The 21,182-nt window shown below is 65.3% G+C and carries 15 protein-coding genes and 2 pseudogenes; 13 read left to right on the top strand and 4 right to left on the bottom strand.

Annotated features, from left to right (window positions below):
* The first annotated feature begins 10 nt into the window (after nucleotides 1-10).
* From ACQR1E_RS15610 to ACQR1E_RS15635, 6 genes and pseudogenes are all read left to right on the top strand, one after another.
* Nucleotides 11-913: a S49 family peptidase gene (locus ACQR1E_RS15610; protein WP_315717239.1), complete on the top strand. Its 903-nt coding sequence runs from the start codon at nucleotides 11-13 to the stop codon at nucleotides 911-913.
* Nucleotides 914-1,018: 105 nt separating this feature from the next.
* The gene (locus ACQR1E_RS15615; protein WP_315717238.1) at nucleotides 1,019-1,210 is read left to right on the top strand and encodes a hypothetical protein; all 192 of its coding nucleotides are present in this window, start codon (nucleotides 1,019-1,021) and stop codon (nucleotides 1,208-1,210) included.
* Nucleotides 1,211-1,338: 128 nt separating this feature from the next.
* Nucleotides 1,339-2,286: a glycine--tRNA ligase subunit alpha gene (locus tag ACQR1E_RS15620; RefSeq protein WP_434863369.1), complete on the top strand. Its 948-nt coding sequence runs from the start codon at nucleotides 1,339-1,341 to the stop codon at nucleotides 2,284-2,286.
* Between the two features lie 285 nt (nucleotides 2,287-2,571).
* A pseudogene (locus ACQR1E_RS15625) lies at nucleotides 2,572-3,003 on the top strand (endonuclease domain-containing protein).
* Nucleotides 3,004-3,006: 3 nt separating this feature from the next.
* Complete coding sequence (glyS, locus tag ACQR1E_RS15630; protein ID WP_434897250.1) at nucleotides 3,007-5,325, top strand: glycine--tRNA ligase subunit beta; 2,319 nt, start codon at nucleotides 3,007-3,009, stop codon at nucleotides 5,323-5,325.
* A gap of 2 nt (nucleotides 5,326-5,327) precedes the next feature.
* Nucleotides 5,328-5,921 (top strand): class I SAM-dependent methyltransferase, encoded by a 594-nt coding sequence (locus tag ACQR1E_RS15635; protein WP_316167482.1) that lies wholly within the window; start codon nucleotides 5,328-5,330, stop codon nucleotides 5,919-5,921.
* A gap of 170 nt (nucleotides 5,922-6,091) precedes the next feature.
* Here the strand turns inward: ACQR1E_RS15635 and ACQR1E_RS15640 are convergent, their stop codons facing one another.
* Nucleotides 6,092-6,445, bottom strand: coding sequence for a DUF1236 domain-containing protein (locus ACQR1E_RS15640; protein WP_316167483.1), 354 nt, complete (start codon nucleotides 6,443-6,445; stop codon nucleotides 6,092-6,094).
* Nucleotides 6,446-6,693: 248 nt separating this feature from the next.
* Between ACQR1E_RS15640 and ACQR1E_RS15645 the strand changes: the two genes are divergently transcribed.
* The 3 genes from ACQR1E_RS15645 (at nucleotide 6,694) to ACQR1E_RS15655 (ending at nucleotide 11,839) form a co-directional block, all read left to right on the top strand.
* Nucleotides 6,694-6,849: a DUF3096 domain-containing protein gene (locus tag ACQR1E_RS15645; protein ID WP_012042558.1), complete on the top strand. Its 156-nt coding sequence runs from the start codon at nucleotides 6,694-6,696 to the stop codon at nucleotides 6,847-6,849.
* Nucleotides 6,850-6,955: 106 nt separating this feature from the next.
* On the top strand, nucleotides 6,956-9,919 hold the full coding sequence (gene ppdK / locus ACQR1E_RS15650) for a pyruvate, phosphate dikinase (RefSeq protein ID WP_315826960.1): 2,964 nt from the start codon (nucleotides 6,956-6,958) through the stop codon (nucleotides 9,917-9,919).
* Between the two features lie 438 nt (nucleotides 9,920-10,357).
* Complete coding sequence (locus ACQR1E_RS15655) at nucleotides 10,358-11,839, top strand: cell wall hydrolase (RefSeq protein WP_434897251.1); 1,482 nt, start codon at nucleotides 10,358-10,360, stop codon at nucleotides 11,837-11,839.
* Nucleotides 11,840-11,843: 4 nt separating this feature from the next.
* Here ACQR1E_RS15655 and ACQR1E_RS15660 read toward each other — a convergent pair whose 3' ends face one another.
* The gene (locus ACQR1E_RS15660) at nucleotides 11,844-14,189 is read right to left on the bottom strand and encodes an ABC transporter substrate-binding protein (protein WP_434897257.1); all 2,346 of its coding nucleotides are present in this window, start codon (nucleotides 14,187-14,189) and stop codon (nucleotides 11,844-11,846) included.
* Nucleotides 14,190-14,341: 152 nt separating this feature from the next.
* A complete protein-coding gene (locus ACQR1E_RS15665; protein ID WP_315750434.1) occupies nucleotides 14,342-15,235 on the bottom strand; it encodes a hypothetical protein in 894 nt (297 codons plus the stop codon).
* A gap of 335 nt (nucleotides 15,236-15,570) precedes the next feature.
* On the opposite strand from ACQR1E_RS15665, the pseudogene ACQR1E_RS15670 reads away from it, so the two are divergent.
* Nucleotides 15,571-15,812, top strand: a pseudogene (locus tag ACQR1E_RS15670) (IS630 family transposase); the annotation flags it as partial.
* Between the two features lie 256 nt (nucleotides 15,813-16,068).
* Here ACQR1E_RS15670 and ACQR1E_RS15675 read toward each other — a convergent pair.
* Nucleotides 16,069-17,667, bottom strand: a complete 1,599-nt coding sequence (locus tag ACQR1E_RS15675; protein ID WP_315826957.1) for an L-aspartate oxidase — start codon at nucleotides 17,665-17,667, stop codon at nucleotides 16,069-16,071.
* 357 nt (nucleotides 17,668-18,024) lie between these two features.
* Between ACQR1E_RS15675 and ACQR1E_RS15680 the strand changes: the two genes are divergently transcribed.
* The 3 genes from ACQR1E_RS15680 (at nucleotide 18,025) to ACQR1E_RS15690 (ending at nucleotide 21,106) form a co-directional block, all read left to right on the top strand.
* Complete coding sequence (locus ACQR1E_RS15680; protein ID WP_316200687.1) at nucleotides 18,025-19,272, top strand: MFS transporter; 1,248 nt, start codon at nucleotides 18,025-18,027, stop codon at nucleotides 19,270-19,272.
* A 64-nt stretch (nucleotides 19,273-19,336) separates the two neighbouring features.
* A complete protein-coding gene (gene acuI / locus ACQR1E_RS15685) occupies nucleotides 19,337-20,323 on the top strand; it encodes an acrylyl-CoA reductase (NADPH) (protein ID WP_315750437.1) in 987 nt (328 codons plus the stop codon).
* Between the two features lie 114 nt (nucleotides 20,324-20,437).
* The gene (locus tag ACQR1E_RS15690) at nucleotides 20,438-21,106 is read left to right on the top strand and encodes a hypothetical protein (protein WP_315826955.1); all 669 of its coding nucleotides are present in this window, start codon (nucleotides 20,438-20,440) and stop codon (nucleotides 21,104-21,106) included.
* Nucleotides 21,107-21,182 lie beyond the last annotated feature (76 nt).

Genomic DNA, 21,182 nt, shown 5'->3' on the forward strand with positions numbered 1-21,182 from the left:
AGGTAACAGGATGGTGGACAATTTGACACAACCCAGCGATGCAGCCGGGCTCTTCGATCGGCTGAAGGCGCTGCTTCCGGCGCGGCTGCGCGGCGTACCGGTGGTACCGGTCGTCCGCCTGTCCGGCGTGATCGGCGCGGTGACGCCGCTGCGGCCGGGCCTGACGCTTGCGGGCGTCGCCAAGGTGCTGGAGCGCGCCTTCTCCATGCGCAACGCCAAGGCGGTGGCGCTGGTGATCAATTCGCCCGGCGGCTCGCCGGTGCAGTCGCGCCAGATCTACTTGCGCATCCGTCAGCTCGCGGCGGAGAAGAAGCTGCCGGTGCTCGTGTTCGTCGAGGATGTCGCGGCCTCCGGCGGCTACATGATCGCCTGCGCCGGCGACGAGATCTTCTGCGATCCGTCCTCGATCCTCGGTTCGATCGGCGTGGTCGGCGGCTCGTTCGGGCTGCAGGACCTGATCAAGAAGATCGGCATCGAGCGCCGGCTGTATACGGCCGGCGAGCACAAGGCGATGCTCGATCCGTTCCTGCCGGAGAATCCCGACGACGTGGCGCGGCTGAAGAAGATCCAGCGCGAGATCCACGCGCTGTTCATCTCGCTGGTCAAGGAGAGCCGCGCGACCCGGCTGAAGGGCGCCGACGATGTGCTGTTCACCGGCGAGTACTGGGCCGGCGACAGCGCCGTCACGCTGGGGCTGGCGGACGCCATCGGCGACCTCCGCGCCGTCCTGCGCACCCGCTTCGGCGACAAGGTTGCAACGCCTGTCGTGGCGCCGGCGTCCGGCCTGTTGTCGGGTCTGCTCGGCCGCCGCGCCGCGGGCGCCGGCAGCCTGGGATTCGGCTGGACGGGGTTGGCCGAGGAGGTGATCTCCGCGGCCGAAACCCGGGCGATCTGGGCCCGCTTTGGGTTCTAGACTGGGGGCGCGCCATTTCGCCCCTCGCAATCCGGATTGCGGGGGGAACCGGGATCGGCGACAATGGGATTCGGGGTGGCTCTGTTCATGAACGAGGATCGACCAATGCCGCCGTTCGTTGCTTTCGCGGGTATGCTGGGCGGGCTTGCCGTGGTTCGCTGGGCCTACAAGGCCGCGCAGAAGATCAACCGCGAGCTCGAAGAGGCGCGGCTGTCGCGCGTCGCCGAGGCCGCACAGGCCGCCGAGATCAAGACTCTGCGCCGCGATCCCGTCACGGGCGCCTACCGGCCGGGCTGACGCGAGCCGCTGATCTTCGAACGACGGCACGTCGCCGCCGTTCGGAGACCCTATTGCCTTGATTCCTGATGGTCCCGCCGATACGGTCCGCGCGCTTTTCCGACGCCTGCGAAAGACCGATATCGACGATGGACTCGCTGCCTCCGCACATGCGCCCCGAACGTTCGTTCCAGGGCTTCATCCTGGCCCTGCAACGGTTCTGGGCCGAGCAGGGCTGCGTGATCCTGCAGCCCTACGACATGGAGATGGGGGCAGGCACCTTCCACCCGGCGACGACCTTGCGCGCGCTCGGGCCGAAACCGTGGAATGCCGCCTACGTGCAGCCGTCGCGGCGGCCGAAGGACGGCCGCTACGGCGAGAACCCCAACCGGATGCAGCACTACTACCAGTTCCAGGTGATCATGAAGCCATCGCCGCCGAACCTTCAGGAGCTGTACCTGAAGTCGCTCGGCGCGATCGGCATCGACGCCGCCGTGCACGACATCCGTTTCGTCGAGGACGATTGGGAGAGCCCGACGCTGGGCGCGTGGGGGCTCGGCTGGGAGTGCTGGTGCGACGGCATGGAGGTGTCGCAGTTCACCTATTTCCAGCAGGTCGCGGGCTTCGAATGCGCGCCGGTCGCGGGCGAGCTCACCTACGGCCTCGAGCGCCTGGCGATGTACGTGCAGGGCGTCGACCGCGTCTATGACCTCAACTTCAACGGCCGCGACGGCGACACCAAGGTCACCTATGGCGACGTCTTCCTGCAGGCCGAGCAGGAATATTCGCGGCACAATTTCGAGCATGCCGACACCGACATGCTGTTCGAGCAGTTCAAGATGGCCGAGGGCGCGTGCCGCAAATATCTCGCCGCAGGCTGGCAAGAAAATGCAAAGCTGGGTAACCGCCGGGAGCATCAGATGGCGTTGCCGGCCTACGACCAGTGCATCAAGGCCAGCCACGTCTTCAACCTGCTCGACGCCCGCGGCGTCATCTCGGTCACCGAGCGCCAGAGCTACATCCTGCGCGTCCGCGAGCTCGCCAAGGCCTGCGGCGAGGCCTGGCTGCATACGGAAGCGGGCGGGGCGGGAGTTTGAGTCAATATCGACGCGGGAAGTGACTCTTCACCCTCCCCTGGAGGAGGAGGGTCGGCACGCGATCGAGCGAAGCGAGATGCGTGCCGGGGTGGGGTGATCTCTCGGCTCGGGCACTGTTGATGATGGATAGACTGTCACCCCACCCCGATTGCTCATGCTTGCGCATGAGCAATCGACCCTCCCCCTCCAGGGGAGGGTGGCACTGCGCTGGTGGGTGGAAGATGTGATCACCCTCACTTGGTGGAGGATTGATCGCAGGCGAGCGGAGTGGGGTGAAGGTGCCAGATGGGCAAACGGCCGATCAGCGACTTCAAACGCCGAACCGCGAAACGGCTGCGCGAAAACACGACGGCGGCCGAAGACATTCTGTGGCGTCACCTGCGGCGCCTCGAGATCGAAGGGACCCATTTCAGATGACAGGTCGTCATCGGTCCCTACGTTGCAGATTTTGCCTGCCTGGCCCGTCGCCTCATCATCGAGGTGGACGGCTCGCAGCACGGAGAGGATGCGAACATCCAGCGCGACCAGGCCCGGACGCGCTGGCTCAACTCGGAAGGCTATCGCGTTTTGCGATTTTGGAACAACGACGTTATGACCAGGACTGAGGCGGTGCTCGAAGCCATTCACACGGAGATCGCGGTCACCCCACCCCGCCTGCCCTTGGCAGGCGACCCTCCCCCTCCAGGGGAGGGTGGTTCTTCGTGCAGAGAGACTTGAGATATGCCTGATCTTCTCCTCGAACTGTTCTCCGAAGAAATCCCCGCGCGCATGCAGGCCAAGGCGGCCGACGATCTGCGCCGCATGGTGACCGACAAGCTCGTCGCCGAGGGCCTCGTCTATGAGGGGGCCAAGGCGTTCGCGACGCCGCGGCGGCTGGCGCTGACCGTGCACGGCATCCCGGCGCGGCAGGCTGATCTCAAGGAGGAGCGCAAGGGCCCGCGCGTCGGCGGCGCCGATGCCGCGATCCAAGGCTTCCTCAAGGCCACCGGCCTGTCCTCGATCGAGGAGGCCACGATCCAGCGCGATCCGAAGAAGGGCGACTTCTACGTCGCGCTGATCGAGAAGCCCGGCCGCGCCACGCTCGACGTGCTCGCCGAGATGCTGCCGGTGATCGTCAGGACCTTCCCCTGGCCGAAATCGATGCGCTGGGGCAAGCGCTCGGAAAAGCCGGGCGCGCTGAACTGGGTGCGCCCGCTGCACGCGATCACGGCGACCTTCGGCCTGGAAACCGAGGAGCCCGATGTCGTCAGCTTCGCCGTCGACGGTATCGAGGCGGGCCAGACAACATTCGGCCACCGCTTCATGTCGCCGTCGCCGATTTCGGTGCGCCGCCTCGAGGACTATGAGGCCAAGCTGCTCGACGCCAAGGTCGTGCTCGATCCTGACCGGCGCAAGGACACCATCGTTACCGACGCCAAGCAGCTCGCTTTTGCGCAAGGCTATGAGCTGGTCGAGGACCCCGTGCTGCTCGACGAAGTCGCGGGCCTGGTCGAATGGCCGGTGGTGCTGATGGGCTCGTTCGATCCGGAGTATCTGAAGGTCCCCGGCGAGGTGATCCGCGCCACCATCCGCAACAACCAGAAATGCTTCGTGGTGCGCGACCCCAAGACCGGCGGGCTGGCGCCAAAGTTCATCCTGACCGCGAACATCGAGGCGACCGACGGCGGCAAGACCATCATCGCCGGCAACGAGCGCGTCATCCGCGCCCGGCTGTCGGACGCGAAGTTCTTCTATGAGACGGATCTGAAGACGAGGCTCGAGGACCGCCTGCCGAAGTTCGAGCAGATCGTGTTCCACGAGAAGCTCGGCACACAGGCCGAACGCATCGCCCGCATCGAGAAGCTCGCCGCTGAGATCGCGCCGCTGGTCGGCGCCGATGCTGCGAAGACCGCGCGCGCCGCCAAGCTCGCCAAGGCCGACCTGCTCACCGAGGTCGTCGGTGAGTTCCCGGAAGTGCAGGGGCTGATGGGCAAGTACTACGCGCTGGCCCAGGGCGAGGACGCCTCCGTCGCCGCAGCCTGCGAGGAGCACTACAAGCCGCAGGGACCTGGTGATCGCGTGCCGACCGATCCGGTATCGGTGGCCGTGGCGCTCGCCGACAAGCTCGACACGCTGGTCGGATTCTGGGCGATCAAAGAAAAGCCGACGGGATCGAAGGACCCGTATGCGCTGCGTCGCGCGGCTTTAGGTGTGATCCGGATCATCTTGGAAAATAATCTCCGACTTCACCTCGCTAGTATCTGCGGGCCTTGGTTTTTCCAACTGGCTACGGCAATTCGCGCGCGCGAAGTGGGGAACGAAGTGAAGCAGGTGGAGAGTAGTGAGAAGCCTGGGTTCACTACGTTTGTTGTGAGGGTGGATGCGGAAACGTTTGGTAGACGCAGCGTCCCAGTGGCAGTTGTCGATCTCATCTCATTCTTCGCCGACCGTCTGAAAGTGCAACTTCGTGAGCAAGGCGCCCGGCACGATCTTGTCGATGCCGTTTTCGCGACATCACCTTCCCCTTGGTGGCGGTCGGATGCCGTGAGAAGTGGTGCAGCCAAACTTGATCTCATCGAAGCAGCCGGCAGCCAGGAGGCCCTGGATCGTGAGCCTCCGCCGGAAGAGGAGATGAAGGATGACCTGCTGATGGTCGTGCGCCGCGTCGAGGCGCTCGGAAAATTCCTCGACAGCGACGACGGCAAGAACCTGCTTGCCGGCACCAAGCGCGCGTCCAATATCCTCGCGATCGAGGAGAAGAAGGACAAGCGCAAGTTCGACGGCGCGCCGGATGCTGCGCTGTACAAGCTCGATGAGGAGAAGGCGCTGGCGAAGGCGATCGGCGAGGTCGCGGCGGAAGCGGGCGCTGCCGTCGCCAAGGAGGACTTCGCCGCCGCGATGCGCGCGATGGCGAAGCTGCGCCCGGCGGTGGATGCCTTCTTCGACAAGGTGAAGGTCAACGACGACGATCCAAAGATCCGCGAAAACCGGCTCAGGCTGCTGAACGAAATCCGCAGCGCCACGCGCGCGGTCGCGGACTTCTCCAAGATCGAGGGCTGAGAGTGGACCGGCCGACGCTCGCCGCCTATGACCGTGAGGCGGCGGCGTTCGCGGCCGACTGGCATGCGCAGCCGGCGTCGGCCGATCTCCACGACATCGTCAGGCGCTTCTTCGTGTCCGGTGGCCGCACCGCGGACATCGGCTGCGGCAGCGGCCGCGAGGTCGGCTGGCTCAATGCCAACGGGTATCCTGCGGAAGGTTTCGACGCGTCGGAGGGACTGCTGGCTGAAGCGCGCACGCGCTATTCGAACGCGTCGTTCACGCGTGCCGAACTGCCCGCTCTCGCCAACATCGCGGATGCAAGCTTCGACAATGTGCTGTGCGAGACCGTGCTGATGCATCTCGATCGCAGCGACGTGGTGCCGTCGGTGCGGCGGATGCGCGCGATCACGAAGCCCGGTGGCGTCCTGTATCTGAGCTGGCGGGTGACGGAGCAGGCCGATCAGCGCGATGCCCACGGCCGGCTCTATGCGGTGGTCGACCTCGCAACCATCCGCGCACTCTTCGCAGCTGACACGAGTCTGCTCGATGAGGAGGTGGTCAGTGCCTCCTCGGGCAAGGTCATCCATCGCCTGGTGGTGAAGACGGCTGCCTGAGCGCAAACTGCGCCCTGGCTCACAGCACGCGGCGTCGGTCGCCCTGGATCGCGTCGCGACGCTTGCGATGACGGCGAAAAAAGTAAGCCCCACCCGGCGGGGGGAACCGGGCAGGGCCTTTCACATCTGGCCGCTTGCGGGGGCGTTGGCGACCAAATGCAGCTCTATAACTACTCAACAACCTGAATGATCCGCCGGGATCGCGGTTCGACCAGAACAGTTTCGCCGTTGACCACGGTGTAACGGTAAGGTGTCGCACCGAAGCGCTGCGGGACGTCGTAATATGTAACACCGGACTCTGGCAGCACGGTGCCAACAACGACGCGATCGGGGATCACATAGTTGGGAACACGCTCGCGGACGACATATTCGCGAAACTCCGGCCGTCGCTCGACCGTGATCACTGGAGCGTCCTCGTCGACCACGACGCTGCGGCCGACGCCCGTGGTGTAGGATTGCGCCTGTGCGGCCGCCGGAATCACGAGTGCGGCCACGAGGGCGGCAAGGGTGAGATGGGTTCGCATGGACGGGACTCCTGAGCTGTTGATCGCTGAGAGAGACCGGCGCGCGCCGGCATCTGCTCCCAATGCCGGCAACAGGTCATCGTTCCGCGCAACGCCACGTGGAACCGGCGGCATTTTTGCGGCAGATCCGGCGGTGGGGGAACCGGAACTCGTGCCGTGCGTCTCCTATTCCGCCACGATGGGCCAGGATAAAGTCCGGCCAAATCGAATCGCCCCAGCCTCGTCCTTCAATCATTCAGAGCTCGTCGATGACCCTGACCGTTGCCCATATCTCGCCGATCATGTCCGTGATCGCCGGCGTCCTCATCCTGATCATGCCGCGCCTCTTGAACCTGATCGTCGCGATCTTCCTCATCCTGAACGGCCTGATCGGCATGGGCCTGCTGAAGTGGCTCCACTTCTAGTCCCAGGTTCTAGTCCCAAGGTCGGGAACCCCCGAGCTTGCGCCGCAGCGCCCAAAGTGGTGTAAGGCGCGCGATTTCTCCTCCCATTTGCGGATCGAAGCACCTCATGGCCAAAGCGGTAGCGAAGTCTAAGAAAGTTACAGCGAAATCAAAGCCTTCCAAGCCCGGCAAGGCCAAGACCGCAGCACTCGCTCCACCGCGCAAGGCGCTCAAGACGGCGTCGAAGCCCGTGGCCAAGGCCCCGGCCAAGGTCGCGCCCAGGTCTGCACCGAAAGCGCCAGTGAAAACCGCTCCGAAGAAGCCGGCCAAAACGGCTGCCAAGCCGGTCGCCAAGGCCGCGAAGGCGTCGGCCGCGAAGGCCCCGGCCAAGAGCGCGGTCACCGCGATCAAGCCGAACAAGTGGGTCTACACCTTCGGTGACGGCAAGGCCGAAGGTAAGGCCGGCCTGCGCGACCTGCTCGGCGGCAAGGGCGCCAATCTGGCCGAGATGGCCAATCTCGGCCTGCCGGTGCCTCCGGGCTTCACCATCCCGACCTCGGTCTGCACCTACTTCTACGCCAACGACAAGACCTACCCGAAGGAGCTGCAGTCGCAGGTCGACAAGGCGCTCGACTACATCGGCAAATTGACCGGCAAGAAATTCGGCGATCCGGAGAACCCGCTGCTGGTCTCGGTGCGCTCCGGCGCCCGCGCCTCGATGCCGGGCATGATGGACACCGTGCTCAATCTCGGCCTCAACGACCAGACGGTGGAAGCGCTGGCACAGCTGTCCGGCGACCGCCGCTTCGCCTTCGACAGCTATCGCCGTTTCATCACGATGTATTCGGATGTCGTGCTCGGCTTCGAGCACCATCATTTCGAGGACATCCTCGACAGCTTCAAGGACACCCAGGGCTATCAGCTCGACACCGACCTCTCCTCCGAGGATTGGGAGATGCTGGTCGGCAAGTACAAGGACGCGGTCGCGCACGAGACCGGCAAGGACTTCCCGCAGGACCCGCACGACCAGCTGTGGGGCGCCATCGGCGCGGTGTTCTCATCCTGGATGAACGCGCGCGCGGTGACCTATCGCAAGCTGCACGACATCCCGGAATCCTGGGGCACCGCCGTCAACGTCCAGGCCATGGTGTTCGGCAACATGGGCGACACCTCGGCCACCGGCGTCGCCTTCACCCGCAATCCCTCGACCGGCGAGAGCAAGCTCTACGGCGAGTTCCTGATCAACGCGCAGGGCGAGGACGTCGTCGCCGGCATCCGCACCCCGCAGGACATCACCGAGGACGCCCGCGTCGAGTCCGGCTCCGACAAGCCGTCGATGGAAGTCGCGATGCCCGACGCGTTCAAGGAGCTGACGCGGATCTACACGCTGCTCGAGAAGCACTACCGTGACATGCAGGACATGGAGTTCACGGTCGAGCGCGGCAAGCTGTGGATGCTGCAGACCCGTAGCGGCAAGCGCACCGCCAAGGCGGCGCTGCGCATCGCGGTCGAACTCGCCAATGAGGGCCTGATTTCGGAGAACGACGCCGTGCTCCGCGTCGACCCGGCCTCGCTCGATCAGCTCCTGCACCCGACCATCGATCCCGCCGCCAAGCGCGACGTGGTCGCGACCGGCCTGCCGGCCTCGCCCGGTGCGGCATCGGGCGAGATCGTGTTCTCCTCGGACGAGGCCACCAAGCTGCAGGCCGACGGTCGCAAGGTCATCCTGGTCCGCATCGAGACTTCGCCGGAGGACATCCACGGCATGCATGCTGCCGAGGGCATCCTGACCACGCGCGGCGGCATGACCTCGCACGCCGCCGTCGTCGCGCGCGGCATGGGCAAGCCCTGCGTCTCCGGCTGCGGCACCATCCGCGTCGACTACGGCCGCGGCACGATGAGCATCGGCGGGCGCACCTTCAAGACCGGCGACGTGATCACCATCGACGGCTCGGTCGGCCAGGTGCTCGCGGGCCGCATGCCGATGATCGAGCCGGAGCTGTCCGGCGAGTTCGGCACCCTGATGGGCTGGGCGGACGCCGTGCGCGAGACCGGCGTGCGCGTCAACGCCGACACGCCGGAGGATGCGCGCACCGCCATCAAGTTCGGCGCCGAGGGCATCGGCCTGTGCCGCACCGAGCACATGTTCTTCGAGGAGACCCGCATCCGCACTGTGCGCGAGATGATTCTCTCCGAGGATGAGCAGGAGCGTCGCGCCGCGCTCGCCAAGCTCTTGCCTATGCAGCGCGCCGACTTCGTCGAGCTGTTCGAGATCATGAAGGGGCTTCCCGTCACGATCCGTCTGCTCGATCCGCCGCTGCACGAGTTCCTGCCGCACACCCAGGCCGAGGTCGAGGAAGTCGCCCGCGCGATGAACACCGATCCGCGCCGCCTGGCCGATCGCGCCCGCGAGCTGTCGGAGTTCAACCCGATGCTCGGCTTCCGCGGCTGCCGTCTGGCGATCGCCTATCCGGAGATCGCCGAGATGCAGGCGCGCGCGATCTTCGAGGCCGCGGTCGAGGCCGAGAAGCGCACCGGCGAGGCCGTCGGCCTCGAGGTGATGGTGCCGCTGATCGCGACCAAGGCCGAGTTCGACCTGGTCAAGGCGCGCATCGACGCGATGGCGCAGGCCGTGATCCGCGAGACCGGCGCCAAGCTGGAGTATCAGGTCGGCACCATGATCGAGCTGCCGCGCGCAGCTCTGATGGCCGGCCAGATCGCCGAGGCCGCCGAGTTCTTCTCGTTCGGCACCAACGACCTGACGCAGACGACCTACGGCATCAGCCGCGACGACGCCGGCAGCTTCCTCGGCGCCTACGTCGCCAAGGGCATCCTCGAGATCGATCCGTTCATCTCGATCGACCGCGAGGGCGTCGGCGAGCTGGTCAAGATCGGCGTCGAGCGCGGCCGCGCCACGCGACCCAACCTCAAGGTCGGCATCTGCGGCGAGCATGGCGGCGATCCCGCCTCGGTCGCGTTCTGCCACAAGGTCGGCATGAACTACGTGTCGTGCTCGCCCTACCGCGTGCCGATCGCCCGCCTGGCCGCTGCGCAGTCCGCGCTCGGCAAGGAGATCGCGAGCCAGGCCTGATCCTGCTGCGATCGATCTGATCTGACGAAGGCCGGCACATGTTGCCGGCCTTTTTCATTGGTGAGGGTTCGTCGCGATGCTGCGCGCACGTGACGCAAGGTGCACTTCTTCTCCACCACTGCCGCCATGCCGGGGGCGCTCCGGAATGACGAGTGGAGAGAGCGAACGTCGCAGGCCGATGGAACACTCCGCCTCATGATGTGCAGATGATTTTCATTCACCGCATCTGTTGACTGAATGTTCACCCGTTCTCGTCGGTGCGCTGTTTACCAAGCATCTCGATCGCTCGGCGCTCTGCAACTTCCCCGCTTGCCTGTTTCACAATTGCAACGCGGATTAACTCCTCGGCAACCTAAACCCGATACGAAGAGAGAAGATCGAATTGCACGGAAGCACTGTTGTTCGGTCGATCCAGTAAGCGTTGCGTTGAGCGTATCGATGTTAGTTCTGCGTCCCGATCCGAAGGGCGCGCGATTTGCGTCCTTCGGACTCGGTCTCTGCGTCTTCGCTCTGATGCCGACAGAGACCGGGTATCAAGACATCGCTTCTCTGCTCGCCCGCCAGCCGGGCGTCGCCGAACGCTGGCAGAAGCGTGTGTTCTCGGCTGCGGCCTCCATTCAGCTCGCCACCTATAGTTTCGGTCGTCCGATCGGAACCTCGGCGCCGCAGGCGGTGAGCATCCGCCTCGCAAGCCTCGATGGGCGCGATCTCGACATCACCGGATCGACGCCGCGCAATCCGGCGCTGCAGGTTCCGCCGCGCTATCAGGCCTCCGATTTTCCCAAGGTCGACCGCACGCTGAAGGGCGATCGTCTCGTCGTGCGTCCCCCGACGCCGTCGGCGCAGCCGACCGAATCGGCCGCGCCCGTCGAGCCCGCGCCCTCCGAGCCCGCACCCACGCCATCGACACAACCGGATTCGAATTCCTCGGTGTTCGGCGCCAAGACGACGGAAGCGCCGGCGCAGGCGCCGCTCCCGCAGCGTTCTGCACTCGATCCCGAATTGCAGGAGGCGCTGAGCGCGCCGCCGCTCGTGCAGTACGACGCGGCGAAGTCCGAGATCCAGACATCGGGCGAGCTGAAGCCTGCAGCCGATCAAATCCTGGTGGACGGCGCCGTCAGCTATGACGGCCTCAACATCAAGACGTCCAACCTCTATTTCGGCACGTCGTCGCTGGGCGGTGCCGCCGGCACCATGGAGACATGGCTGCCGGGCGAGGCGCCGCTGATCGTGATGCCGGATCCGGACCTCAAGCCGATGGCGGTGCTGTCACAGCCGGCCGACGATGCTGCCAAGGCCGGTGATGGCGGCGAGAGCATCGCGCCAAAGGGCGAGGTCAATGCCGACAATCAGCGCGAAAGGACTCCGGCCGAACGGTTGGGGCTCACGGACGAGAAGGCGCGCTTCAAGTCCGAGAAGTGTCTTGCCGAAGCAGTCTATTTCGAATCCCGCGGCGAGGCGGTGCGCGGCCAGATGGCCGTGGCGCAGGTCGTGCTGAACCGAGCGTTCTCCGGCTATTATCCGACGACGGTGTGCGGCGTCGTCTACCAGAACAAATACCGCCACTTCGCCTGCCAGTTCACCTTCGCCTGCGACAACAATCCGGATGTGATCCGCGAGCCCGAGATGTGGGATCGCGCCAGGAAGATCGCGAAGGCCATGCTGGACGGGCTGATCTGGCTGCCGGAAGTCGGCAAGTCGACCCACTATCATGCCTATTGGGTGCGGCCGTCCTGGGTCGCCGAGATGAAGCGCATGTACAAGTTCGGCGTTCACACCTTCTACCGGCCGAAGAAATGGGGCGACGGCAGCGACGCGCCGAGCTGGGGCACGCCGCAGCAGACCGCGGCCATTTCGGCCGAGCTCACCGAGGCCGCCAAGAGCGAGGCCGAGAGCAATCCGAACTGGACGCGGCGCTAATCATCTAGCGACGCGTCGCATTCCACTCGAGAAAGCGGCGATACAACTCGGTCTGGCGCGCCTGGTCCGGCGGCGTTGCGGCCGCCGGCTTTGCCGTGACAGGAATGCGCGGGGACGGTGCGGCGGCCGCGACCGGCTTCGACGGTTTAACGGTGGCCGTAGTGGCGGCCGGAATCCGTGTCGTCCCATCGAGCCATTCCTGCGCGGCCCGGAACCTGGTCCAGCCGGCGACCGGCGCGCGCGGCGCCATCTCCTGCCATTTCGGATGGAAGGGAGGCCGCTGCAGCTGCGACATGCGCGAGAACAGCGACTCGACCAGCAGCGACAGCCGGCGATCGCGGTCGCTTCCCGGCTGCCAATTATACGACGCCAGGATTGCCTCTGCTGCGATCGTTTCCACCGACTCGGAATTGGAGATCAGGTTGGGGTAGTCGTCCGCGGTGAGCTTGGATGGAAGGTAATCCTCGCGCAAGGTCTTGTCGTAGCCGACCGGGACGAGATGCAGATTGGCATCCGTGATCTGGCTGAGCCAGGGCACCGGCTTGCCGTCGACCGCAATCATCGCGTCGATCTCCCCCTTGCGCAACATTTCGAGCGCGATGCGCGGCTCGATATAGAGCAGATGCGGCTTGATCGCGAGCCGCTCGAACACGTTGATCGCGGTCACGAAGGTGCTGCCGTCCGGCAGGTCGACCGCAACGGTCTTGCCGTCGAGCTCCCGCATGGTGCGGATCGATCGCGGTGCCAGAACATGCATTTCCTCGTTGAACATCTTGGTGACGTAGACGAGCTGATTGCGGATGTTGCTCGCGAAGTCCTTGCGTTCGAGATAGGACAGCGTGTCCTTGCGCACGATTCCCACGTCGACGCCCTTGAGCATGAGGATGTCGGCCACCGCCTGAACCGAGCCGCTGCCGAGGACCGGCATGACCCGCAGGTTGATGCCGTCATTGAGGACCGAGGCGACGTCGGCGCCCATCTGCGAATAGGTGCTGCCATACGAGCCCGTCATCAGGCTCACCGTATTGGCGTTGAGCTGGCTCGCGAGATCGCGCTTGGCCGAGGCATAGCGGAAGATCGCCTTGAAGGAATCGCTGACCGCACCCGGGTCGATTCCGCTGCGCACCGGCCCGAACCGTTCCCAATGGCCATTGACGAAACGCTTCATCTGCATCTGCTCGATCGGCGCGTGGTCGCTGGCGCTGGTATTGGCGACGATCCCGGGAATCAACATGGGAATTGGCGTCCCCTTCAAGGAACGCGCCTGCCTCATGATGTTGTCGCGGGAGAGGTCGTCGCCGCAATTGCGCAGGACCGCAACCATCAGGTTGGCAAGCGCGTAGCCCACGATTCCCAAGCTGTTGTTCTTGCTGATTGCAGGCGCGTAGCGATCCATGAACGCGGACCACTCGGCGAAGCCGGGATCGCCGCCCTGCACACCGCCCTCGTACAGGATGGTGGCGGAAAGCAGTCCTTCCGCGTTCTGCAGGCCTGCAGGCTGCAGCACGGTGGCAACCGAATCCGAAACCGTGGGGATGATGTGCTCGGGTCTCCAGCCGAGCTCGGCGAGGCGGCGGATCGCGAGCACCGTGAATTTCGGGGTGCTGACGTCGACCAGGATGTTGGCTCCGGCGGTCTTCAGCTTCGCGATCTGCTGATTGATGTCGGCATCGGTGACCGCGTAAGCCGCTTCCGCGACGATCGGCAGCTTGCCGCCGAGCCCGTCCTTCAAACCCTTCAGATAGTCCTTGCCGAACTCGTCGTCTTGATAAAGCACACCGATGCGCGCGCCACCGGCATGTTGCTCGAGCAGATATTGCGCGTGAATATGAGCTTCAATCTGGTAGCTGGGTTGCGCTCCCATGGTCCAAGGATAGTCGCGAGGCTGATCCCAGATCGAGGCGCCGGAGCCGACGAACAATTGCGGTATCCTGTTCGCGTTGAGATAAGGCCGCACCGCCGCGCTGGTCGCTGTCCCAACGCTCGCAAAGATGACGTCGACCTTGTCTTCCTCCACCAGCCGTCGTGTCAGCTCCATCGTCTTCTGCGGATTATAGCCGTCGTCATAGGAGATGTAGGTGATCTTGCGGCCCCTGATCCCGCCCTCGTCATTCACCTTCTGGAAATAGGCGGAGATGACCTTGCTCACGCTGCCGTAAGCGGCCGCCGGCCCGCTGTAGGGCGTCGTATTGCCGATCCGGATCTCGCCCTCGGCAGCACGCGCCAGGCCTGGCACGGCGGCAAGCACGAGGAGCAACGCCACGGTCGGAGAACCCGGCGCGCCAAGCAGCCGAGGACCACGGGGCGCCGACGACAAGGCCGGCTGCAACAGACGATCAAACATTCCCATCATGGACCTCATCACGCAACACAACACTTTGCGGGGACGCGCGTCGCCCGCACGACACCATCGACCAGGATCCGGCGGTCCGCGCCCCGCCGCAATTCCTGCGCAGCGACCGGCGTGAGACCGCGCTGGATCACCCGGTTTCGAAGCTCGGGTCACTCGAGCCGCCGTCGAGCCTCGAGTGACCCGAGTTCGGCGGCTCTCGCGTACCAGGCGCGGGCCTTGGCCGGATCGGGCGCGACGCCAACGGCTTTCAGGTTGGACAAGATCGCGGGGTCATAGGTGCCGGCCAGCGTCAGTGATGCTTCGGCGTCCGCTTCCGCGACATGCGCCAGGATCAGGCGGGCACTCGCAACGTCGCCCGCGCCGATGAGATCGCGTCCGCGCTTCAGCATTTCGCTGATCTCGTTCTTGGTCAGCGCAGACGCGGCCGCCGGTGCAGGGCTCCTGGTCGCGGTGGTCCGAGATGCTTTCGGCGGAATTGACTGCGGGGTCTCGCCTCCGCCCGGAGCCGGCTTGACGATCGGGACCGACGCCACGATCGAATCGGCCCGTCCGATCGTGTGCGCCGCGGCGTCCAGCGATGCTTGGCCGTCATCGGATTTCGATTTCCCCGCTGTCCCGAAGTTTCGGGGAGACGATGAAGCGGTCGCTTCAGACTTCGTAACTGTTTCAATGTCCGGAGCCTGCATGATGCGCACCGCAAAGAACGCGAGGCACGCAAGCGCGGCCGCTGCGGCACCGAACCGGAAAACAGAATCGAATTCGAGCCGTTCGGGCGGAGGTGGAGGCATCACGACGGGATCGAGTGAAGGGATCTGCCAGGATCGGTCCGCTTCTGCTGGCGCCATTGGCATCGGCGCATCGTCAACCGCTGAAGCGGTTTGCCACCACGGCCGGGAGAGATCGGTGGCCGCATCCTCATCAGGCTCAGACGTCGCATGCGCGAGGCTGTTGGACAAAGCGGCAGGCTTTGCCGGGCGCCAACGTTCGCTCTGCGCATCACCCACGGTGATCCGCGATCCGCTACTCCGCAATAAGGAACTCATCCTCAACTACTCCTGCGGACACGCGCCATCGCGTCGCCCCGCAACACTCCCTGGACCGTTTGGCGCCTTTCTGCTCGGCGACTCAGCTTCCAAACCGGCGGCGAGACCGATGACCGAATCTATGGCCATGCCAAGCGGTGAATCGGCGATCTGGCAGCCGTGAATTCCCATTTCCTCGTCAGCAGGACGGACAAAACGCGCGCTACTACTTGAGCACCGCTAAATTTCGACCATCTCTTTTTCTTATTTGTACAGGTTCCGCGGTTCTTTTGCCGAAATCATGGCGAACCTGTCCAGCCATTTAGTTGGTGCTGGTAAATGCCGGCGGCGCCGGGGCGCACGAGATAGTGCGGCGGCGTCTGGCCGAGAACGATCTGAAGCCATGGCGAAGGGGCATGTGGCGTATCCCCACAGATCGATGCGAATTAGTCGCGCGCGTAGAGGATGTGCTCGATCCGTGCGGCGATTTGCAGCTGCTTCGACGAAAGGCCTCGTCCAACTCATTGGCGAGGGCCGCTCAGATCGTGCGCGTGATGACTACGAGCACCAGCGCAACGGTACGGCCGACTTGTTCGTCCAGCGCCCGCGGATCAATGGATGCACGCGGCCGACACGGCACGCACTAATTACATCGTGCCTGCCCCCAAATACCGGCGAGGCAGCAAATAACAACGAGTCGTAATATCTGTATTGGGCGACGATGGCTGCTTCGTCATGAGCACCGTCATTCCGGGACAAGGCCGCAGGCCCTGAACCCGGAATGACGGTGATCACGAATGACGGTGAAAACGCGACTGCCGAGCTCCGTCGTGACGCAGTCGGATCAGCTCTTGCTACGCGCTCAATGGCCGCGACTGCCGCGCCGTCGGCCGTGCCGCGAGCTCGTCGGCGATCTCGCGGGCAGCGGCCAATGTGGTCATCGTCCGCTGCGCGAAACTCGGATTCTCCGCGGGGCAGTCGGCGCGGCAATGCGCACCGCGGCTCTCGCGCCGGCTCCAGGCCGCGGTGGCGATCAGCAGCGCGGCGCTCGCCATGTTGCGCAGCCTCGGGCTGCCGGCGTCGCGCTCCATCCTGGCAATCGCGGCGATGGCCTCGGCGAGCCGCTCCTCGTCGCGGATGACACCGAGCTGGCTCGTCATCATCTCGCGCAGCGACACCTGCGCTGCGCCCGCGCAGGATCCGGCCGGATCGGCGAATGCAACGTGCTGCAGGGTCGAGGACGCGGTCAACGTCCGGCCGGAGATGTCGTCGGCAATCCGCCGGGCGAACACCAGCGCCGCGAGCAGCGCGTTGCCGGCGATGTGGTTGGCGCCATCCGTTGCCGTCGCGGCGACTTCACCTGCCGCCCAGAGCCCCTCGATCGAGCTGCGGCCCTGCGCGTCGACCGCGATCCCGCCCATGTGGAAATGCGCCGCCGGTGCCACTGGAATCGGCTGGCGGGTCGGATCGAGCCCCGCGGCGACGCAGGCCCGGTGCAGCATCGGATAGCGCTCGGCGACGTCGTCATCGAGCACGTCGCGCGCATCGAGAAAGGCGCCGCGTCCAGCGATGATCTCGGCCATGACGCCGCGGGCCACCGTGTCGCGCGGGGCAAGATCGACCAGCGGATGGCGCGGCAGCATGAAACGCTGGCCGCGCCGGTTGATCAGGATCGCGCCGGCGCCTCGCAGACTCTCGCTCACAACCGGCGCCGGATCGTGACCGGCCATCATCGCGGTCGGATGAAACTGCACGAACTCCGGATCGGCAATCACCGCGCCAGCGCGGGCGGCGATGGCGAGGCCGATGCCGGTGGCGTGCGGCGGATTCGTGGTCGCCGCGAACAGCCGGCCGATGCCGCCGGTGGCCAGCACGATTGCCGGCGCGGCGATCAGCATCGGCGCGGCCGCGTCGTCATCGGTCGGCCGCAGTTGCAGGCCACGCACCGCGCCGTCTTCCGTCAGCAGCGCGTCGGCGACATGGCCCTCGATGATGCGGATCGAGGGCGTCGCGCGCACGGCTTGCGACAGCGCGGTGATGATCGCCTGTCCGGTGAAGTCCCCGCGAACGCTGAGAATCCGTCGCGCGGCGTGCGCAGCCGCACGAGACGTCGCGAGCCTGCCGCCGTGATCACGATCGAATGCCACGCCGAGACGGACCAGGTCCTCGATTGCAGCCGAGGCATCGCGCGCGAGCGCCAGCGCCGCCGTCGCGTCGACGAGGCCGCCACCCGCGGCGATCATGTCGGCGGCATGGGTATCGGGGCTGTCGCCGGATGACACCGCTGCCGCGATGTCGGCCTGCATCGTCGTGCCGAACGAGGCCTCACCCAATGAGGTCGCGGAGATCAACGTGACCGGCTGCGGGGCGAGCTTCAGCGCGCAGAACAGTCCGGCAACTCCGGCACCGACGATCACGACGTGGCCGGATGTCTCGATCTGATCGTGGTCCATGTGCTGTCCAAATTCCACATTCCGTGCGCATGTGTACCGCGGTACCTGTTAGTTCTTCTTCAGAGACTTCCTTCGCTGTTTATCGGTGTTTGGCGACAAATAGCGGCCGTTCTGAAGGTCGCTCCCGCACAGGATGAATCGTCGTTTGCGACTCGCGCATCAGGACGTTTTCGCGCGGGGACAAAGACGCATGAGCGAGTTCCGGTGCCGGAACTCGCTTCGGATGACACCTGCTCATGGCTGGCCGCCGCATCGAAATTTTTCATGACTGGGTTCCGCTTTTGAGCTTGGGAGTTCAATGCAAATGCATTAACCGGAGAGGCGCGGCGGACAGCGACCGCGGCAGGGAGGACACTGATGTCGGTACAGGCAGGCGATCTCGGTACGGTGTCCCGCAACCAGGGCTGGCGCACGCCGGTGGTCATCATCGTGTGCGGCTGCGCCATTGCGCTGCTGAGCTTCGGTCCGCGCTCCAGCCTCGGCTTCTTCGTGCAGCCGATGAGCCGTGAATTCGCCTGGGGACGCGACGTGTTCGCCCTCGCGGTGGCGGTGCAGAACCTGTTGTGGGGACTCGGTCAGCCGCTCGCCGGCGCGATCGCCGATCGTTTCGGCGTGATGCGCGTCATCTGTGTCGGCGCGCTGCTCTATGCCGGCGGCCTGCTGATGATGCGCTATTCCAGCTCGCCGCTGTCGCTGAACATCGGCGCCGGCGTGCTGGTCGGCTTCGGCCTGTCGGGCTGCTCGTTCAATCTCATCCTGTCGGCTTTCAGCAAGCTGCTGCCGCCGGAGCGCCGGGGCGTCGCGCTCGGCGCCGGCACCGCGGCCGGCTCGCTCGGCCAGTTCCTGTTCGCTCCGTTCGGCGTCGCGCTGATCGACCAGTTCGGCTGGCAGAGCGCGCTGATGGTGTTCGCAACGCTGATGCTGTTCATCGTGCCGTTGTCGCTCGCCGTGGCGACGCCGCCGGCAGCCGAGGCCAAGCCGTCGGAGGCCGAGCAGCAGTCGTTCACGACCGCGCTGATGGAGGCGTTCGGCCACCGCTCCTACGTGCTGCTGGTGCTCGGATTCTTCACCTGCGGCTTCCAGCTCGCCTTCATCACCGTGCACCTGCCGGCGTTCCTGGTCGATCGCGGCCTTTCGGCGCAGGTTGGCGGCTGGGTGATCGCGGCGATCGGCCTGTTCAACATCATCGGCTCGCTCAGTGTCGGCTGGCTGCAGAGCCGGCTGCCGAAGCGCTACATCCTGTCCTTCATCTATTTCACCCGTGCGCTGGCGACGCTCGCCTTCATCTCGTTCCCGGTCACGGCGGCTTCCGCGATCGCCTTCGGCGCGGTTTCCGGGCTCGCCTGGCTCTCCACGGTGCCGCCGACCTCGTCGCTGGTCGCGATCATGTTCGGCACCCGCTGGCTCGCCACGCTCTATGGCTTCGCCTTCGTCAGCCACCAGGTGGGTGGCTTCCTCGGCGTCTGGCTCGGCGGCCTCGTGTTCGAGCGCTATGGCTCGTACACGCCGATCTGGTGGCTCTCCATCCTGTTCGGCGTGCTGTCGGCGCTGATCAACCTGCCGATCGTCGAGAAGCCGGTGGCGCGCGCCGTTCCCGCGACGTGAGTTGCGCGGCCGATCCGATCGGCTAAACATGGCGTGAGACGAAGAAAGTGCAGGGAGTGCGGCTGTGGGAACGTTCAAGGCGATCCGGATCGACAAGGCGGACAAGGGAACGACCGCGACGCTGACGCAGTTCGATGAAGCCGAACTGATGGACGGCGACGTCACCGTGAAGGTCGAGTGGTCGGCGCTGAATTACAAGGATGGGCTGGCGCTGACCGGCAAGGCGCCGGTGGTGCGCCGCTTCCCGATGATCGCGGGGATCGATTTCGCCGGCATGGTCGAGCAGTCCAGCCATCCCGACTGGAAGCCGGGAGATGCCGTGATCTGCACCGGCTGGGGCATGGGCGAGACCCATCTCGGCGCCTATGCCGAGAGGGCGCGGGTCAAGGGCGACTGGCTGGTCGGCCTGCCGCAGGGGCTGTCGGCTCGGGACGCGATGGCGATCGGCACCGCCGGCTTCACCGCGATGCTTGCGGTGCTCGCCCTGGAGAAGCACGGGCTGACGCCGGCGAGCGGGCCGGTGGTGGTGACGGGCGCGGCCGGCGGCGTCGGCTCGGTGGCGACGGCTGTGCTCGCCAAGCTCGGCTACCATGTGATCGCCTCGACCGGCCGCTTGGCCGAGGCTGACTATCTCAAGTCGCTCGGTGCCGCCGAGATCATCGACCGCAACGAGCTGTCCGGACCGGCCAAGCCGCTGGCGAAGGAGCGCTGGGCGGGCGGCATCGACAGCGTCGGCTCCAATACGCTCGCCAACCTGCTGGCGATGACCAAATATGGCGGCGCCATCGCCGCCTGCGGCCTCGCTGCCGGCATGGATTTGCCAACGTCGGTGGCGCCGTTCATTTTGCGCGGCGTGTGCCTCCTCGGCGTCGATTCGGTGATGTGCCCGCTGCCGGCGCGCAAGGCGGCCTGGCAGCGCCTCGCGACCGATCTGGATCGTGCAAAACTAGCTGAAATCACTCACGAAATCGCCTTGGACCAGGTGGCGTCGCTGGGGCCGCAGATCCTCGCGGGCCAGGTCCGCGGCCGTACGGTGGTAAGAATATCCTGAGGACGTTCAGACTTTTCAAACCATGCTGCTCCATTGTTGCCATGGTTGGTATGGTAAGCATGGGGTAAAGATACCGCCTTACCCGCTGCGTGGGGTTAAGTGGGAGTTTGATGCATGCTCGCGCGTATATTGCTGGGGACCGTGACTGCCGGTGCCGTGATTGCTCCTGCGATGGCGGGTTCGATGACAGCCGACGAGGCCCGCAAATTCGTCGCCGGAAAGGTGTTCGCCTTCACCTGCGTCGACGGCACCCGTGGCGCGGGCCGCATCCTCGACGACATGGGCGCGGCCGGTGCGGTGCAGTTCTCCGGCTCGGGGCCGGTGCGTCACATCCGCCTGCCGGGCAATACCCTGCAGATTCGCGGCCAGAATGTCTGCGCTGCCATCAAGGGCATGCCGTTCGAACCGTGCTTCAACCTCGACAAGAAGGACGATCGCAGCTTCCGCGGTTCGGTCTCCGGGCTCGGCGCCTTCGCCTATTGCGACTTCCAGCACCAGGGCGGAGCCACCATGCTGATGGCGCGCGCCGTGGCGCGGCCGCGCGCCGCACGCGCTGCTGGACCCGCGGCTGACGGCTCCCACACCGAAGTAGCGGCACGGGTCGAGACCCCGCGGGTGGAACGCAGCAAGGTGGAACCCTTGAAGGCAGATGCTGCGAAGGCCGCCAAGGCGGAAAGTTCCAAGACGGAGAACATGAAGGCCGAAAACGCGAAGACTGAAATTACCAAATCCGATAACGCGAAGTCGGATGCGGCGCCGGAGCTGCGTCGCTCGACCGATTAGTTGTTAGTTCACCGATCATTGAAAAACCGGTTCCCTATTATCATAGAGTAATTTTTTAAGCTGACCGCACGTTAGT

The organism is Bradyrhizobium sp. HKCCYLRH1030 (assembly GCF_051168395.1).
Classification (GTDB): Bacteria; Pseudomonadota; Alphaproteobacteria; order Rhizobiales; family Xanthobacteraceae; genus Bradyrhizobium.